This is a genomic window from Clostridium sp. (assembly GCF_050717515.1).
Lineage (GTDB): Bacteria > Bacillota > Clostridia > Clostridiales > Clostridiaceae > Clostridium_AD.
In genome coordinates this window covers 341289-357067 of sequence record NZ_JBOITL010000025.1, presented here as the reverse complement: position 1 = coordinate 357067, position 15779 = coordinate 341289, and the positions used below count along the sequence as shown (strand labels likewise).

Here is a 15779-nt window from a genome sequence, read left to right as displayed (position 1 = left end):
AAAAGTGTAGTTAAACTGCCTTTAGTACATTAATAACTGGTTCTGGATTTTCATCATCTGGAATTCCAATAATACTACTAAAATCAACCTCTCTCTCATAAGTAGTGTGTTCATCATTAATCCATTCTTTAATGTCCATGTCAAAAGCTGTTTGTCCATTTATAAACACCATCATATGTTCTGGATACCAGTCATGTCCTAAGCTAGATTTAAATTTTTCTTTTCTAAGATAGATCTTTTTAATTGAATTAGGTGCTACATCCTTTCTCAATTTATCCATATATAAATAGAATTTATCTGTATTGCCTGCTTCGAAGTCATTTACTGTTATACCGTAATTTTTTCCGTTATCTAAACTCCATTCTTTTTTTGTACCATCTTTAAGTTCCATGCCAAAATATACATAATCATCGGTTCCTGTACCAAAATCAGTAAAACGATTCTTACCTGTTGTAATATTAACAGTTAGATTACTTATTGGAGAATCACTTCTTCCCACATCTAAATTCCATCTATCCATAAATACATCAAATCTTCCTTCTTCAGCAGATGTAAGCATTTCTATACAACGTTCAAGGGCAGAATTAAATGCATTTTCTAATCTTGATATTCTATTATTGCTTGATAAGAATAGTACAGCTTCTTCATACTCTGAGTATTTATAACCTACCCCTGTTTTCAATCCTAACTTTAACACCGTTGCCCAGTTTCTGGCTTCTGTTTCACTTGGCGCATCACCATGAATTTCTCTAGAAGACTTAATCATCACATCGAAAGGAATTTCACTTGCATCTGCGAAAAGATCCGCTACTCCATTTTTATAATCCTCTGATGAATATCCTCCCATATTAACCCAAAGATAAGGTTCTGCTGCTCTTTCTAATGCTACGTGCAGAGGTCTTCCTTCAGGCTTATCAAGATAAGCACCACATTCAGGATTAACAAAAATTCCATGACAACCTAAATCACCACCAACATGCGTTGCCCAACCTGCTGCAAAAGCAATCTTTTTTAAATCTCCACTTTTCAATGCATTCTGAAGCTGCCTCGCTGTTTAAGATCCTACTTTAAAATAATGATATGCAGATGACCATGGAGAATAACCAAAAATTTCTCCTGGTTGTATTAATCCTAAATCGGGTCCATTTGCACCCCATGCTGCTATCTTAGGATATGTTTCTAACGCCTTTCTTATAATACTGTCCTTTTTCAGTCTCTCTGTTGTTTTTTTCATTAGTATATAGTGGCTTACCGGTTGAAATGCATGAGCCTGCTCTGTCGAAATTCCTGTAACCATAATTAACATTGATGCTACCATTAATAAATTTATCATGAAAATATCCTCCTTTTTTTTATAAATCATTCTAAATCTTTGTAGTAAACTTGCCGGCTTATTTGCTCTACACTATATAAAAGCGTTTGAAATTTGAATTTGACAACCTTGACTGAAAATTATTTTTTATGGATAAAATAACCATAAAAAAATAGAGTTAAAACTATGTTAGTTTTAACTCTATTGCTAATAATTCACCTTCATTAATTAGATAAACTTCTCCTTCTATACACACTCATAATAACACCTACAGATAGCATATTAATAATGCCTAAAGATCCTCCATAGCTTATAAATGGAAGTGCAATTCCAATAATAGGGAACAAATTCACATTCATTAATATATTCGCTGCAAATTGAACTATGAATATGCTAATTAGTCCACTTATAAGTAATCTACCATAATTATCTCTAACATATTTTGAAATATGTAGCATTCTATATATGAAAGAAATAATAAGAGTAATAATAACTGCAGCCCCAAGCCACCCAAAAGTGTGCACTATATAATTAAATACAAAGTCAGATTGCAGCTCAGGTACTCGTAATAGTTTTTCATTTGCAGAAAACCCATGTCCTAAAATTCCAGAGGTATGAGTTATTTTGTACATCTGTACACCTAAATATCCAGCTCCTTCTGGATCAGAGAATGGGTCTAAAAAAACCAAAAATCTTAGCATTCTATATATTTCTAACCAAGAATAAAATAGAACGCAAAAGGTATTAAATGCAACAATATAAATTGCATATCTTTTTTTCATATTAGATTTAAGTGCTAAAACTATAAATGCAATAAAATACATCCCACAGTAACTTAATCCCTGGGCTGAAAACATAAAAAACATTGGAATACCCAAATACCCTGTAGCTTTGATTAAATTCATTTTTTTCTTCCAGTCATAGTTGTTAAATATACCTGCAAGTGCAATTACAAATACATATAAACTAATTGCTTTAATATTAAATGTAAAGTTTCCTACACTAATAAAACTGGCTCCATTTATACTTTGGCCTATAAAAAATGATAAGATAAATAATAAACACATTCCTATAAAAATATAGTTGGAATACTTTTGAATTTTTCTGTAGTCAAAGAAATATAATAATACTATACCTATAGTACCAATAGCAGCATATAGCACGCTGTGCTTAAATAAATAATCACTACTTCTATATGAGCTTTTATATTGCATAAGATACATCAATATAACCCCTGTATTTACCAGTACTATAGTTAAAATTAATGTAATCCAATCTGGTGTTCCACTATGTGCTATGTTTAGCTGCTTACCTAGGATATCGCTATCTCCCATTCGAGAAACAGCCTTAATTCCTGCCTCTTCTTGAGACATTCCACTTTCGGTATACTCATCTACGATATCCTCAATGTGCGATGATAACTCCGCTTTTATCTCTTTATGAGCTTCTTTATATTTCACAAAGGAACAAACATAATCTATATATTCATTGATTTTAGAATTAGCTCCTACCCCCATACTATAGCCTCCCCTAACATTTTATCAACTGCTAATCGGAAAGTTGTCCATTCTTCTTTTTTTTCCTTTAAAGATAATCTCCCTTCCTCAGTTATCTTGTAGTATTTTCTTTTGCGCCTTCCGCAGCCCTCATCCCAATATGCCTCTACTACTCCTTTTGACTCTAAAGTATGTAGAATAGGATAAAGTGTCCCTTCTTTTAATGTAAATACCCCATTTGATTTCTCTTCCATTTCTTTTATCATCTCATAGCCATACATTGGTTTTTTATCAATTAATTTCAGAATAAGAGTTACCGTACTTCCTTTTAAAAGTTCATTATTTATTGACATGTTCTCGCCTCCTCATATATTATTAGATGTTACCATTTATACCTATTGTTTCTATGCATCGACTTCCTATGTACTATCATAGCACTATTCCACATAATGTCAATAAGCATTAGAAAATAAAAGTTCTAATGCTTATTTAAAGATTTCCCCGGAAGAGTCAATTATATGTTTATTTAGTGCATGTTTACTGAACCTTTTAATGTTCTATTTTCTATTTTCCAAAAACACTCTGACTGCTTATTAAAAATGTAATCTGTGAAAACTAAACTTGCAGTTGTAGATTTTACCGTTGTAATTCTAAATTGTTTATAATCCATTAAATCATATGCCCAAAAATCTAATTCTCCAAGTTGAATATAATCATTGAATAATACAAATTGCTTTTTACCTTTATTAACTACTAAGCACCACTTATTTCTATCATCTGTATTTATTATTTGTCCCTCTTTGGATATTGTCACTTCTCCAAATAATTCTATAGTTTCATCTACCTTATCTTTATCTATATCAGCGGTTACTTTCTTAACAAGAGTCATACCTTTTGTTTCTATGGATTTTTCTTGTGAGTATATTCTGCTTATACTTTCAATATTTTTATTGCCCATGTTATCCTTTAAGCTTTCATATAGACTTATATCATAAGGCACCTCATTATTAATACAAAATAGTTTATATGCAAAAGGATACTCAAAACTATCCTTACCTTCTCCAACAATAATTTTATAAGAATGTTCAACAACACCTTTATTTAAATCTACTATCCTAGTTTCGTTAAATTGCTTGTTTTCAAAATTATCCACACCCTTAACAATTGTTTCTACTACATATCCTTTATATTTCTTTTTATCTTTACTGTACTTTTCTTCATATTCATCAGCTGTAATTTTAGAAATTGCAGTATATTCTTTTCCCTTATAGTGAAATTTTTCTTCCCATGTATTCCCTACCTTCAATGGAGCTTTTAAAATTATTTTATTTGGTATTATGCTTCCTTGTCTAGTTTCTTCTTTTTTATTATTTGTAATAACCTCAACCACACTATCACTTTTCACTGTATATGTTAATGTAAAAGCTCCTACTTCTCCATTTTCCCCCTCTGATATTAGTCCTACACCGCTGTTATTGTACCCATCCATTATAATATTTACACAATTATTTGCTTTATCATACTTAGTTGCCTTGTATTTTAAAATATGTCCATATTCAATTGGGCCAGTGTATGTCCATATGCTTCCAAATTGCTTATCATCTATCTTAAATAATTTTCTTAAATCCATTTCATCCACACTTGTTTTTATGTCAACTTCATTTTGATTTTTATTAGATTTTCCACTTACTTTAACTTGTTTTTCTACTCCTTTTAGACCTTGATTATCATTTTTAAATCCACATCCAAAAAGAGTTAGGCTCATAATAAACAACAAAAACGCTAATTTTTTTTTCATAATTCCTCCTAATATAAAACATATTTATATACTATATATTACCATATAAGTATAGTCTTAACTACTAATGTTTCTTTGATAGCAATTATAATATAAAATAATTAACAAATAAGCCAACTAAAATCAAAAAAGTTCGTATTACTTATGAAGGTTCTTTGCAAAGGATTTTGAAAAAGGGTGGGATTAAACTATGACAGACTTAGAAATCATTGAGTGCGTACTTAATGGAGAAATAGATGCTTATAATGAAGTTTTAATTCGTTATGAATTAGCTATATATAAATTTATTTTTAATATTATTAGAAATGAAGATATAGCAAAAGATGTAACACAGGAGGTTTTTATAACAGCATACTATAAACTGCATACTTTTAAGAACAAATATAAGTTTTCTTCTTGGCTTTTCCAAATAGCGACAAATAAATCTATAGATTTAATTAGAAAAAGCAAGAAAAATCAAGAGGTCAATATTGATAGTATTACAATTCGTGATTTTAGTATGTCTCCTGAACATTTTGTAGAATTTAAAGAAACAAAGAAAAAGTTAGAAGATTTCATTAACACATTAGGCAAGGTTGAACAGCAGATATTGATTTTGAGATATTCTCAGAAGGAACTTACTTTTAAAGATATAGCTGAAATACTTAAAATAAATGAATCTACCGTTAAATATAAGTATTATAAGATTTATAAAAAATATGATAAATACGTAAATAGTGGGAAAGGAGCTGCTTCTTGTTATGAATTGTAAAAATTTTAATAAAAAATTAACAGATTATACAGAAAATAAATTTAATGAAAAACTTAATAAGCAAATGAAGGAGCATATTGATAATTGTCCTGACTGTGAAAAATTATACAAAGAAAGACTTGAGATGAAATCTTTACTTAAAGAATTATTTAAAGTTCCGAATTATACTTCACAAAGGAGTGAAATAATGAATCAGCTTGATAATAAATTCTATAATAAATCCTATGCAAAAAAAACACTTTATCATTTCAATAGAAATAAATTTCGTTATTCAGCAGTACTTGTATCTATCACCCTATTATTTTTCACTTTACCAATTATGAAAAACACAATAAATAAAAATATTAAAGAAATAAATTTTTCTATAGAAAGAGGAAAGATATTAGATAGAAAAGGAAATGAACTCGTAACCAATAATAATTGCCCTTCTCAAGATGAGAACAAAAATATTATTGCAAATAGAAAATATTCTAAAAACGATTTTTTAGTTGATGTTTTAGGCATCACGGATAAAGATAAAAAAGGGCTTACTGGAGTTGAACTTCAATACGATAATGATTTGAAAAATGGTAAAGATCTAGTTCTGACTGTGGATAGTTCCATTCAATATTTTGTGGAAAAATCCGCTGAAACGGCCCTAAAAAATAACAAAGCAAAGGCAGTAACAATTATTGTAATGAATCCTAAAAATGGTGAAATTCTTGCAATGACAAATAAGACAGATCATAATATAAATAATATTTCAAAGGATGCTAAAACTTCAGATGAATTTAGTAATCCATTAAAAAATAAAGCTGTGAATGATACCTTTATTCCTGGCTCCATATTTAAAGCAATAACTGCCAGTGCTGCAATTGAAGAAGGAATAATAAAAGAAAACGAACAATTTGTATGCAATGGAAGCATCAAAGTTTCTAATAAAGAAATTAAATGCAGGAAAACAGTTGGACATGGAAATCAAAATATTGAAGAGGTATTGAAAAATTCATGCAACATAGGAATTATAGAACTCGCAGAAAGATTAGGCACCTCAAAATTAAATCAATATATTGAAAAATTTGGATTTGGACAAAAAACAGGAATTGATTTACCTTACGAGGTGAGTGGAACTTTAGAAAAAGCAGAAAATATAAGTAACGTAGATTTAGCTATAATGGCTTTGGGCCAACGTAACAAAACATCTTCCATTCAATTTTTAGCAGCGTTTAATGCATTAGCAAATCAAGGAGAATGGGTTCGTCCACACATTATGAAGCAGATTGAAATCGAAGATTCAAAGGGCAGAAAAGTAATAAATAGATCTTATGATGATTTTAGCAAACAAAAAGTATTAGATACCAATACATCAAAAGTGTTATGTGAATATTTAACAAAGGTTATTTCAGAAGGTGGAGGAAACAAAGCTTATATAAAAGGTTATGATATTGCTGGATTATGCGGTACTGCACAAAAACTAAATCAAGATCTTAAAGCTTATGAAAAAGGAAAATATATTTCATCATTTGTAGGCATGGCTCCAGCAAAGGATACAAAAGTTACTGTATTTGTTTCTATTGATGAACCAGATCCCAGTAATTATTATGCGGGACTAATTGCTGCTCCTGTAGGGAAAGAAGTATTTCAGTATGTATTAGATTATTTAAAAAAATAAAAATCAACTGCCAATATCTGAAAGATTAAATGTAGCTTTCAGATATTGGTAATAAAGAGAATACTCTCTCTGTTTAATGCATTTTCTTTTTATAACCTACAAGTGTCAGTTTACCATTAATAACCCTTAATTCTCCACTTTGAAAATATCCCATTTTCTCATCCTTCTTAAAAACTTCTACATAGTCTGATTTACTGGACTTGTTTCATGATCTTGATACTTTTGGTATAAAGGTAAAAATACTTCCTTTTGTATAGATAATAATTCATCAACAATAGTATTGCCAATTATCATTTTGTTTCCATTAAATCATCACCTGAATAAATGCTTCACATCTTCGATGATGCATATTAAGAATGGCGCTATTGATATTTGAACACGCTAATCATATAATCTTCTTCTGGGAAATCTCCCATAAAATCAAAACCTGCACTTGAATAAAAATTACGCAATTTTTCATTTCCTGCCCAGCAGTCTAAATATAGTGCACTCTTTAAATTTCTTGAATAACCACAAACATAATTTGTAATTTCTATTCCTAATTTTTTCCCTTGATATTCTGGTAATATTGCTATTCTATAAAGATACTTGCTATTTGGCTCAATTGAGAAAAAATCAAAATTATTTATATCTTTCAACGAAAATGTACCAACTATTAAATTATCCACTACCAGCATATATATATACCCTTTTTCTATGTGTATTTCTATTTCACTTCTATTCCAAGGGTAAGTCCACTGATTAACTCCCTTTTCATGGAGATGTAATGCTACTTTATTTAATAATTCAACTATAGTATTTAAATTGTTTATTCCAACTAGTTTGATTTCAACCATTTTTTGCGCCTCTCTACTTTTAATTTTTTTAATCCTCGATAAAAATTTTTGCTATGCAAATTATTTTTCCAGTGTATAAGTTAATAGCGGAATTTTACGCCCTTTCTTCACAAGCGATTCAACTTCACCAACCTGCATAGCTCCCATTTTTATATAAAATTCTTTTGCTTGTGGACTTGTTACTATTGAAAACCCTTTTATGCCATTTTTATCACAGTTTTCCACCATATGATTCCATAATAATTTTCCATATCCTTTATTTATATACTCAGGTTCAACAAATAGATACTCTAAATAGGTTTCATTATTTTCAACTAAAACGCCATAAAATCCAATTATATTCTCAGCCTTTTCTATAACAAAAGTTGAATTATTATTTATAAACTCTTCAGTTACCTTATAAACAGACTTAAACTCTTCTATATAATCACAGTCATAACCCCAATATAATTCTGATCTTATGGCAATATTGGTTAAAATTTCATATTCTTCTGCTTTAGCACTTCGTAGGTTCAACAATATCTTTTCCCACCTTTCTATAAAATTTTCACTCATTATAAATTACTATTCCAACACTTTATACAAATACTATTCATTATGCTTGTTTATTATTTTTTCATCAATATATAATCAAAATATGCAGAAATATATTCCTTATCATCTATTTTTCTTTTAATTAATCGCTTTTCCTTATAAATAACTTCAAATTGTTTAAAGCATTGCTCTATTTCATTGTCCTTATAATGACAATAAAACACTTCTTCATTGTCTTCAACTTGTATGAACTCCCCTTCACCTACCTTTACCCCTTTTCCATATGAATTACACTCTTTACTTAAGAAATTCACATAACATAGCCCACCATATTTTAGCTTCACTCCTTATATTTAGTATCATTAGAATTTTGATTTATTAAAATTCTTTATTTTAAATTATTCCAAACCTCTTTGTTACATAAATAATTGATAATATTCTTCCTCTACGCCTGCAGGACAAAACTCAGTTTTGCACATTGTTTGTTTTTCATTATAATGTGAAAGAATTTCCTTTGTTGTGTATGTTAAATCAGAATGTTTCAGCGCCTCTTCTATATTAATAAATACCGCTTCGCTATTTTCATCATCATCTGAAACTGATTCACCAGAAATATAATCTGCAAGAAAAATCCCCCACCAGTCTTGTGGTGAAAAGCGAATAGCGACCAATGAGCGTGCTTTTGCCACAATACCAGTTTCCTCAAAAATTTCTCTTTCAAGAGCCTTATCTGGCATTTCTTTTTCCTGTAAATACCCTCCTGGTATAATCAAAAGTCCTTTTGCTGAACCATAGGATTGTCTGACGAGTAAAACTTTATTGTCTCGTATAACTATTCCACTAACTGCTAAATATCTGTTATCATCCATCGTTACCCTCCTTTAAAAATGAATACATGCAATGTGGATAAACATTACATATATTTCTTAATTGCAGCTGAACATTCAGAAACCGCTTTATTAATATAATTTCTGATTTCTTCAAACTCTAATAGTTCTAGTGTTTCATTTCTCTCCATCCCATAGTTAAAATCTGTTTTAGCTTCATCTAAAACATTTTCAAACGCAGTTAAATCTATTTCTTCCATTCTCAGCCCATCTAAAACATCTAATGATATATTGCTAAGGTCATTAAGACAGTAATATTGTATTACCTTGCCATTTAACCGCCTATAATCCCTATAAACTAATTCCATTCTGCTTAAGATATCCTTTTCATTATTAGCAAGTATATATTTAGTGTATATATCGGAATACCATATTTCATCAGATATTAAATGACAATAGTAACCTAGAAAAAAATCATTTCTATTCTTATTAAGATACTTGTCAATAAAAATTTGATAATCAATAAAGTTATTAACCTTCCTTTTTTCTTCAGGTAGTGCGAAATGAGAACCTACATGAGGAGGAAGGTTTGGGTAGTGTGCATCTGGAGCTATACTACCTAATAAAAAGCAAGCATAATTCAAATTGTGGATTTTTGCTAGTTTATCAGCAATGCAAATATGGATTATTCTTGAGGCCATACTCTTAACAACTCGCTTTCTAGTTGATTTTAATCTACCTTATACCCTGTTAATATTTAAATTAACCATATCAGATATATATCTGGTACTATAATTTTGTATTAATATTATTTTTCACAAAACTGTCTATAAAAGTGAACAGTTTGTACTATTTCAAAACCTAGTGATTCATATAAAACAATTGCTTTAATATTCCATTCTAAAGCACTAAGCTGAATAAGCTTTGAACCTTGGCTTAATGCCTTATTGATACCAAACTGAGTAGCTTTCTTTCCATAGCCTTTTCCTTGATAAGATGGGGTAACCATTATGAAGTCTAAGTTTCCATCTTCTACAAAGATAGATGCAACTAGCTGTTCATTCTCAAATGCAACATATATAGAATCCTTGCTTTTAAATCTGTTTTCTCTATCCTGCTTACTAGCTGGAATTGAATATGGTTGTATATCATTTTCTTTTCTTAACTCATAAAAGCAATCTTTCACAAGCTTTACATATTGATCATAGTGCTTATCTTCATAAGGTACAAACTCTATATCTACATTAGGCTGAATTATTCCTCTATAATATAGTTCATTGCAGCCAAACCATTTTTTATAGCCTAGCTTTTTGTAGAATGAAGCTTCCTTATCTTTGCCCACACTAAATTCTGTGACTAGAAGATTAGGCTTTAATTCTTGTAAATATTTGGACATTTCATTATATAAAGCTGTACCAATTCCTTTTCTTCTTGATGGGGCTTCTACATATAAATTAACATCGTATCTTTTAGTTTCTTTGTTACATACACTCACATATGCAAATCCGCGTATACCAGCTTCATCATATACTATTAGCTTTTTATCATTACTTTCAACATCGCTAAGTATATTGTCTCCATCAACGACATTTTCTTTTTTTATAAATCGGATAAGTTTTTCTTTATCTTCAACTTTAAAATTTCTTATCATTTCAACTCTCTACCTTTCTTCATTTTTTCTTGCTTTTATAATCATAGTGTTAGGGATCATTTTTACTTTGTATACTTAATATCAATTTTCACTAAAGCTATCCTTATCACTCTGATGCTTCTATTCATAACTATAGGTGTTTTATTAAGATAACTTTAATCTATCTTAATTTCTTATTATTAAATCTAAATATTAATTTTTCCCCATGGACAGTTTGTCCTGCAGATTCATCATAATTATTATTTGTATAACTGCTTACAGTTTTTCTCCAGAATTTCTGACCTTTTAAATTCTTTGGTAAATGGTTTGTATATAGTTCCCATCTCCCTTGAAATTTATCAAATACTTGTTTTGCAGCAATTTCTCCTACATTTTTACCTCTATAGGGTCTTAATAAAAAGAATTCATTAACATAATAATCACTTGTTTTCGGTGCATATGGTGAAGTAGCTATAAGGATAAATCCTGCTGGTTTATCATCTGCCATAATAATATATGGAAACAGTACATTAGGCTTCTCAAACCATATATTTTGAACCTCATATTGCTCTGCTAATGTCTTGATAGGCTCTTCTTCATATATTCCATATTCATTAGGTATGTCCCCGTAATGTTCTGATAAATCGTGCAAATATAATGGATATAAATTTTTAATAATATTTGAAGTTTCACTATTAGCTAAGACAGTGTTAATTTTCATTTTAGTCCTCCTTAAATTTATTATATTTATTGCAGTATTTAGTCTACAAGTCTTATAGTTTTTCTTACTATAATATCAACAATCTCTTTAACACCTAAATGCTCAGTATCTATGTATTCACTGAAATCATATTTTTCATATGCACATACACATTTTTCAGTTTGTAGAAAAGGCCAACTACCCGGTTTTTCTCCTCTTAATTTAAGTCTGTCATGTATGCTAGTAACAGATGCTTTTAAGCAAAAATGGTATGTTTCACTATCAATGTATCCTAAACCGTCATATATATATTTAAAATATTCTATATTTCTTAAAGTCATTGGAACTATTAAGTGCCTATTATATTGCCTCTTTATTTGCTCTGCTATCATTACAACAAGTTTTGGCCATAGTTCAAAATCTTGAAAATCCCCTGTTTTTTCAGCTTGTCCCATCACTTCACTAGAAATTACATTTCTAAGTAATATCCCCACTTCTTCAGGATCATAGATCATACTATTTGGAATTCTTTCTTCTAAAGCCTTTGATACTGTTGTTTTTCCAGCACCAAAGGCACCATTAATCATAATGATCATAAAGTGTACCCCTTTCTGATAATGGATAGCACATTGACTAATATTTCCTTGCTTTCATCAAGAACAAAGAATAATCAACCTTTTGATTCTCTATAATTTTCTCACCAGAAAAAAAGGTATTTACTTCTACATCTTTAAAGCCAGCACTAATTAAGATGTTTTTCAAAGTATCTTGATTAAAACCATTATGCCCATCAAAATCCGGATAATTCTTATGAAAGCTACCATCTTCTTTATCCAAATCTACTATACATAAATATCCATCTTTATTGAGTAATTCGTAAAAAGTATTTATTATAGACTCAGTATCTTGTATATGATGCAATACCATAGAATTATAAATTACATCAAATTTCATATCTATTGAATTTTGGCTTGGTATATCTAAATGATAAGAAAACATGTTATTTATTTTGTATTTATCAATCTTAGATTCCAGTATATCTATCATCCCTTTTGATGAATCAACAAGGGTAATATTTTTAAATTTATCATAAAGGTTAAAGCTTACAAGACCTGTTCCACACCCAAATTCCATAGCAGAATAATTTTTATCAATAGCAATGGATTTACTTATTTCACTTGCTATTATCTTTGCCCTATCAATTCTTACATCAGTGTCCCAAGTTTTAGCATAATTATCAAAACTCATTGTATGTCCCTCCTACTTTACTTTTGGATTTTTATATCTCATCCTTATAAAATCATATACAGTTCCATCGCATTCCTCACTATATTCGTAAGCAAATTCAAAACCACATTTTTCATATGCTTTAAAGGCTCTTTTATTAAAAGAAATCACGTCTAATAAAATATATTCTCTATTATAATTATATTTAGTAAGTGCAAAGGCCAAAGATTGTGAAATTAATTCTGGTCCGTAGCCTTTCCCCGTAAGATCTGGTCTCATCCCTTGACCATAAAACATATCCCCCTGCTCAAACGTATTGTCTAATCCTTCAGGCAAATCATTATTATATAGTGTTATCTCTGCAACCAGGTCATTATTTTCATCTAAAACTGCATACATATCGCTCCAATTATTTGGGTCTAATAAACCGTCATCATTTTCATAATTGTAGACTGAATATTCTCCCTCATATTTCCAAGTGTGAATAGTACTCGCATATTCTAAGTTCATGTTAATAAATTTATATTTCATTAGCTTGTCCTCCTTTTAAAATATAGAGATTAAAACAACCTTAATTGCTCTACCTCATAAAGTCTTTTATAACCCGATTGCGTCTTAATTAGTTTTTTTAACCAATTTATAATTGAAACTGTAGAAAATATTATAGATACTGTAATAATATTATTCAAGAGCTCAAATAAAATTTACATTTTATTTTTTAGAAATCGTAGTGCGTATTCTAAATCTACATCTTTTTTTATGTGCTCTGGAGATATATTTTAACTAAGTGGATAAATTAATTCCCAACCTTCTTCATTTAAGTTATTAAAATAAAAATAAGTATGTTCTGCACCAACTGTGCAGAGAATTCTCTTACCCTTATTATTCTCTAGGACTCTTTTAATTCTTTCTATCATTATTTGGTTCCTATATATCCAACATAAATTGTGCACAGTAGGATTTATTCCATTTTGAAAATCTTGCTTTTTCTCTACAATATCGTTAAATTCAAATGAATTAAATGGTATTATACTTTTTTTAGCGACTTCCATGTAAATACTCATTATTGATTCAAATTGTTTCTCTATGCTATTAATTTCAACATCTGTTTTCCCACGAAAATAATCAATATTAACCAAGTCATCTTCAAACCAATCAACAGGTATAAATCTAATACCTTGCTTTTCACATAAAGGCATTATTAATTTTCTGTATTCATTTGGACCAAGATACCCTGTATATTCACTGGTATCACAATATTTTTGCCAATCTTCTGGTCTTACTTCTCCACAAATAATGTCTGGTTTAAATCGTTTAATAATTTCTGCCATCTTTTCAAGGGAGAAATTATATTCTTTTCTCATTTCATCACTATGAACTGTACCCAATATCCCTAAAATTGACATCATTATCCTCCTAATATAACTATTTTATATAATCTTTGTTTAATTAATTAATTAATTAATTAATTAATTAATTAATTAATGCTATATTTACTGCTTATGCTACCCACTATTATACATATGTTACTTAAATTTATATATAATAATATTATTTACCATGCTAAGCTAATTGATAGTCACAAATTATTTGAGCTCTTTTGAAAAAATAACTGTATCTTCTATTGCTATGCCATCTTCATTAAATTTGACTTCTATGAGAGCAATCTCATTTAATTCACCATATATTTTATTAGAATTATTTTTACAATATCGGAATGCTTTTATCATATTATCGTCACTCAATCTACTTGCAATTGTACAATGTGGACTCCATTTACCAGGAAGATAAAATGAATTTTCATTTTCATTGAAATCTTTAAAATAGTCATGATGACTATTATGAAAATGAAGTAATTCAGTTGATAAGATTGGAGCAAGAAACAAGGTTCCAGTATTAATAAAGGTCCCTAATATATTTAGAGATATAGCTACTTTTGACTTGTCCTCATAGAATTCACTAATTAATTCCACAAATCTATCGCTATCTAAATCATCATAATCTCCAATAGTTATATGTGGTCTCCTACCTTTTGTATCTACACCATATTGTGTAATATTATTTTCACTTAAATATTTCCATATCTTTTTAAAACATGATTCAGTTTCATTGTCTAAATAACCTACAAGTGCATAGGCATACATAAATTATCCCCCCTTGTATTCTCCTATAAGCACATAACAATTATCAATTATTATGCCTTAAAATCATCAAATAAAGTCATCGAATCTTACAATTTTTCATTATGCGAAAAAAATCCCCTATACCCTCTTACGTTTTTCCTTTAGCGCCTCCATTAAGGATTTGTAAGCAAATATTGGCAACACCATTTGCCTACGTAAGCGGGAAGGCTGAATTATTAATCTATATAACCATTCTAGTTTTAGTTGTTGCCATTTCTGGGGAGCACGTGCTGTTTTTCCTGAAATTATATCTAAGCTTCCACCTACTCCAAAGGCAACCTTGACTGGTAGTCTGTGTTTATAACTATAGATCCATTTTTCAGCCCTTGGTGCACCTAGCGCAACTATTAATATATTTGGTCTTTTACTCTCAATATCTACAAGAATTTTTCCCTCTTGCACATTATCAAAGTAGCCATGATGCCTACCTGATAGAATTACATTTGGATATTCCTCTAATATATTTTCCGTTGCTTTCTTATTAACCTGTTCGTCAGCACCTAGAAAATAAAAGGACCAACCTCGCTGATTTCCCATTTTTAAAACTTCCAGTAATAAATCCACGCCTGTAACTCTTTCAAATAATGGCTCGCCCTTCCACCTCGAAGCTAAAACTATTCCTTCGCCGTCTGGAGTAATTAAATCAGCCTCATTAAGGATAGTTTTAAGTTCGGGATCTTTTTGTACTTGCAATACTATTTCGGGATTTCCCGTGATAATATTAAAAATTGATTTATTATTACACTCAATCTTATTAGCTATAATATTTACTGTTTCTTTCATATTCATTTTGGAAAATGATACCCCTAATATTTTTACATTATCTAACATACT

20 protein-coding genes are annotated in these 15779 nt (G+C 29.6%); 2 read left to right on the top strand and 18 right to left on the bottom strand.

The window, feature by feature from the left end:
• Positions 1-10: 10 nt before the first annotated feature.
• The 5 genes from ACREV6_RS11210 to ACREV6_RS11190 form a co-directional block, all read right to left on the bottom strand.
• The gene (locus ACREV6_RS11210) at positions 11-1030 is read right to left on the bottom strand and encodes a PLAT/LH2 domain-containing protein (RefSeq protein WP_431578093.1); all 1020 of its coding nucleotides are present in this window, start codon (positions 1028-1030) and stop codon (positions 11-13) included.
• 24 nt (positions 1031-1054) lie between these two features.
• Positions 1055-1333: a hypothetical protein gene (locus ACREV6_RS11205; RefSeq protein WP_431578092.1), complete on the bottom strand. Its 279-nt coding sequence runs from the start codon at positions 1331-1333 to the stop codon at positions 1055-1057.
• A gap of 203 nt (positions 1334-1536) precedes the next feature.
• The gene (locus ACREV6_RS11200; RefSeq protein WP_431578091.1) at positions 1537-2829 is read right to left on the bottom strand and encodes an FtsW/RodA/SpoVE family cell cycle protein; all 1293 of its coding nucleotides are present in this window, start codon (positions 2827-2829) and stop codon (positions 1537-1539) included.
• Positions 2820-3161 (bottom strand): PadR family transcriptional regulator, encoded by a 342-nt coding sequence (locus ACREV6_RS11195; protein ID WP_431578090.1) that lies wholly within the window; start codon positions 3159-3161, stop codon positions 2820-2822. The genes ACREV6_RS11200 and ACREV6_RS11195 overlap by 10 nt, the downstream gene beginning before the upstream one ends.
• 173 nt (positions 3162-3334) lie before the next feature.
• On the bottom strand, positions 3335-4606 hold the full coding sequence (locus tag ACREV6_RS11190; protein WP_431578089.1) for a hypothetical protein: 1272 nt from the start codon (positions 4604-4606) through the stop codon (positions 3335-3337).
• Between the two features lie 190 nt (positions 4607-4796).
• Here ACREV6_RS11190 and ACREV6_RS11185 point away from each other — a divergent pair, with 190 nt between their 5' ends.
• Together ACREV6_RS11185 and ACREV6_RS11180 are read left to right on the top strand one after the other, a co-directional pair.
• On the top strand, positions 4797-5357 hold the full coding sequence (locus ACREV6_RS11185) for an RNA polymerase sigma factor (protein ID WP_431578088.1): 561 nt from the start codon (positions 4797-4799) through the stop codon (positions 5355-5357).
• Positions 5347-7008, top strand: a complete 1662-nt coding sequence (locus ACREV6_RS11180; RefSeq protein WP_431578087.1) for a penicillin-binding transpeptidase domain-containing protein — start codon at positions 5347-5349, stop codon at positions 7006-7008. The genes ACREV6_RS11185 and ACREV6_RS11180 overlap by 11 nt, the downstream gene beginning before the upstream one ends.
• Before the next feature lie 362 nt (positions 7009-7370).
• Here ACREV6_RS11180 and ACREV6_RS11175 read toward each other — a convergent pair whose 3' ends face one another.
• The 13 genes from ACREV6_RS11175 to ACREV6_RS11115 all read right to left on the bottom strand — a co-directional run bounded on the left by ACREV6_RS11175 (position 7371) and on the right by ACREV6_RS11115 (position 15776).
• On the bottom strand, positions 7371-7844 hold the full coding sequence (locus ACREV6_RS11175; protein ID WP_431578086.1) for a GNAT family N-acetyltransferase: 474 nt from the start codon (positions 7842-7844) through the stop codon (positions 7371-7373).
• A 60-nt stretch (positions 7845-7904) separates the two neighbouring features.
• Positions 7905-8399 (bottom strand): GNAT family N-acetyltransferase, encoded by a 495-nt coding sequence (locus ACREV6_RS11170; protein WP_431578085.1) that lies wholly within the window; start codon positions 8397-8399, stop codon positions 7905-7907.
• 53 nt (positions 8400-8452) lie between these two features.
• A complete protein-coding gene (locus ACREV6_RS11165; RefSeq protein ID WP_431578084.1) occupies positions 8453-8692 on the bottom strand; it encodes a hypothetical protein in 240 nt (79 codons plus the stop codon).
• A gap of 102 nt (positions 8693-8794) precedes the next feature.
• A complete protein-coding gene (locus ACREV6_RS11160; RefSeq protein WP_431578083.1) occupies positions 8795-9247 on the bottom strand; it encodes an NUDIX domain-containing protein in 453 nt (150 codons plus the stop codon).
• A 44-nt stretch (positions 9248-9291) separates the two neighbouring features.
• Complete coding sequence (locus ACREV6_RS11155) at positions 9292-9906, bottom strand: zinc dependent phospholipase C family protein (RefSeq protein WP_431578082.1); 615 nt, start codon at positions 9904-9906, stop codon at positions 9292-9294.
• A gap of 107 nt (positions 9907-10013) precedes the next feature.
• Positions 10014-10856 (bottom strand): GNAT family N-acetyltransferase, encoded by an 843-nt coding sequence (locus tag ACREV6_RS11150; protein WP_431578081.1) that lies wholly within the window; start codon positions 10854-10856, stop codon positions 10014-10016.
• 160 nt (positions 10857-11016) lie between these two features.
• The gene (locus tag ACREV6_RS11145; RefSeq protein ID WP_431578080.1) at positions 11017-11556 is read right to left on the bottom strand and encodes a GNAT family N-acetyltransferase; all 540 of its coding nucleotides are present in this window, start codon (positions 11554-11556) and stop codon (positions 11017-11019) included.
• Positions 11557-11594: 38 nt separating this feature from the next.
• Positions 11595-12131, bottom strand: a complete 537-nt coding sequence (locus ACREV6_RS11140; protein ID WP_431578079.1) for a P-loop NTPase family protein — start codon at positions 12129-12131, stop codon at positions 11595-11597.
• Between the two features lie 37 nt (positions 12132-12168).
• Positions 12169-12783: a class I SAM-dependent DNA methyltransferase gene (locus ACREV6_RS11135; protein WP_431578078.1), complete on the bottom strand. Its 615-nt coding sequence runs from the start codon at positions 12781-12783 to the stop codon at positions 12169-12171.
• Positions 12784-12795: 12 nt separating this feature from the next.
• Positions 12796-13293, bottom strand: coding sequence for a GNAT family N-acetyltransferase (locus ACREV6_RS11130; protein WP_431578077.1), 498 nt, complete (start codon positions 13291-13293; stop codon positions 12796-12798).
• A gap of 248 nt (positions 13294-13541) precedes the next feature.
• Positions 13542-14171 carry a hypothetical protein gene (locus ACREV6_RS11125; protein ID WP_431578076.1) on the bottom strand — a complete coding sequence of 210 codons (630 nt, stop codon included), beginning with the start codon at positions 14169-14171 and terminating at the stop codon, positions 13542-13544.
• Positions 14172-14348: 177 nt separating this feature from the next.
• Positions 14349-14906: a 2'-5' RNA ligase family protein gene (locus ACREV6_RS11120; protein ID WP_431578075.1), complete on the bottom strand. Its 558-nt coding sequence runs from the start codon at positions 14904-14906 to the stop codon at positions 14349-14351.
• Between the two features lie 117 nt (positions 14907-15023).
• A complete protein-coding gene (locus ACREV6_RS11115; protein ID WP_431578074.1) occupies positions 15024-15776 on the bottom strand; it encodes a WecB/TagA/CpsF family glycosyltransferase in 753 nt (250 codons plus the stop codon).
• Positions 15777-15779 lie beyond the last annotated feature (3 nt).

Bases quoted from the DNA above. Each gene is read 5' to 3' on its own strand.
- ACREV6_RS11205 (WP_431578092.1), bottom strand. From the start codon at position 1,333: ATGATAAATTTATTAATGGTAGCATCAATGTTAATTATGGTTACAGGA.
- ACREV6_RS11200 (WP_431578091.1), bottom strand. From the start codon at position 2,829: ATGGGGGTAGGAGCTAATTCTAAAATCAATGAATATATAGATTATGTT.
- ACREV6_RS11195 (WP_431578090.1), bottom strand. From the start codon at position 3,161: ATGTCAATAAATAATGAACTTTTAAAAGGAAGTACGGTAACTCTTATT.
- ACREV6_RS11190 (WP_431578089.1), bottom strand. From the start codon at position 4,606: ATGAAAAAAAAATTAGCGTTTTTGTTGTTTATTATGAGCCTAACTCTT.
- ACREV6_RS11185 (WP_431578088.1), top strand. From the start codon at position 4,797: ATGACAGACTTAGAAATCATTGAGTGCGTACTTAATGGAGAAATAGAT.
- ACREV6_RS11180 (WP_431578087.1), top strand. From the start codon at position 5,347: ATGAATTGTAAAAATTTTAATAAAAAATTAACAGATTATACAGAAAAT.
- ACREV6_RS11175 (WP_431578086.1), bottom strand. From the start codon at position 7,844: ATGGTTGAAATCAAACTAGTTGGAATAAACAATTTAAATACTATAGTT.
- ACREV6_RS11170 (WP_431578085.1), bottom strand. From the start codon at position 8,399: ATGAGTGAAAATTTTATAGAAAGGTGGGAAAAGATATTGTTGAACCTA.
- ACREV6_RS11160 (WP_431578083.1), bottom strand. From the start codon at position 9,247: ATGGATGATAACAGATATTTAGCAGTTAGTGGAATAGTTATACGAGAC.
- ACREV6_RS11155 (WP_431578082.1), bottom strand. From the start codon at position 9,906: ATGGCCTCAAGAATAATCCATATTTGCATTGCTGATAAACTAGCAAAA.
- ACREV6_RS11150 (WP_431578081.1), bottom strand. From the start codon at position 10,856: ATGATAAGAAATTTTAAAGTTGAAGATAAAGAAAAACTTATCCGATTT.
- ACREV6_RS11145 (WP_431578080.1), bottom strand. From the start codon at position 11,556: ATGAAAATTAACACTGTCTTAGCTAATAGTGAAACTTCAAATATTATT.
- ACREV6_RS11140 (WP_431578079.1), bottom strand. From the start codon at position 12,131: ATGATCATTATGATTAATGGTGCCTTTGGTGCTGGAAAAACAACAGTA.
- ACREV6_RS11135 (WP_431578078.1), bottom strand. From the start codon at position 12,783: ATGAGTTTTGATAATTATGCTAAAACTTGGGACACTGATGTAAGAATT.
- ACREV6_RS11130 (WP_431578077.1), bottom strand. From the start codon at position 13,293: ATGAAATATAAATTTATTAACATGAACTTAGAATATGCGAGTACTATT.
- ACREV6_RS11125 (WP_431578076.1), bottom strand. From the start codon at position 14,171: ATGATGTCAATTTTAGGGATATTGGGTACAGTTCATAGTGATGAAATG.
- ACREV6_RS11120 (WP_431578075.1), bottom strand. From the start codon at position 14,906: ATGTATGCCTATGCACTTGTAGGTTATTTAGACAATGAAACTGAATCA.
- ACREV6_RS11115 (WP_431578074.1), bottom strand. From the start codon at position 15,776: ATGTTAGATAATGTAAAAATATTAGGGGTATCATTTTCCAAAATGAAT.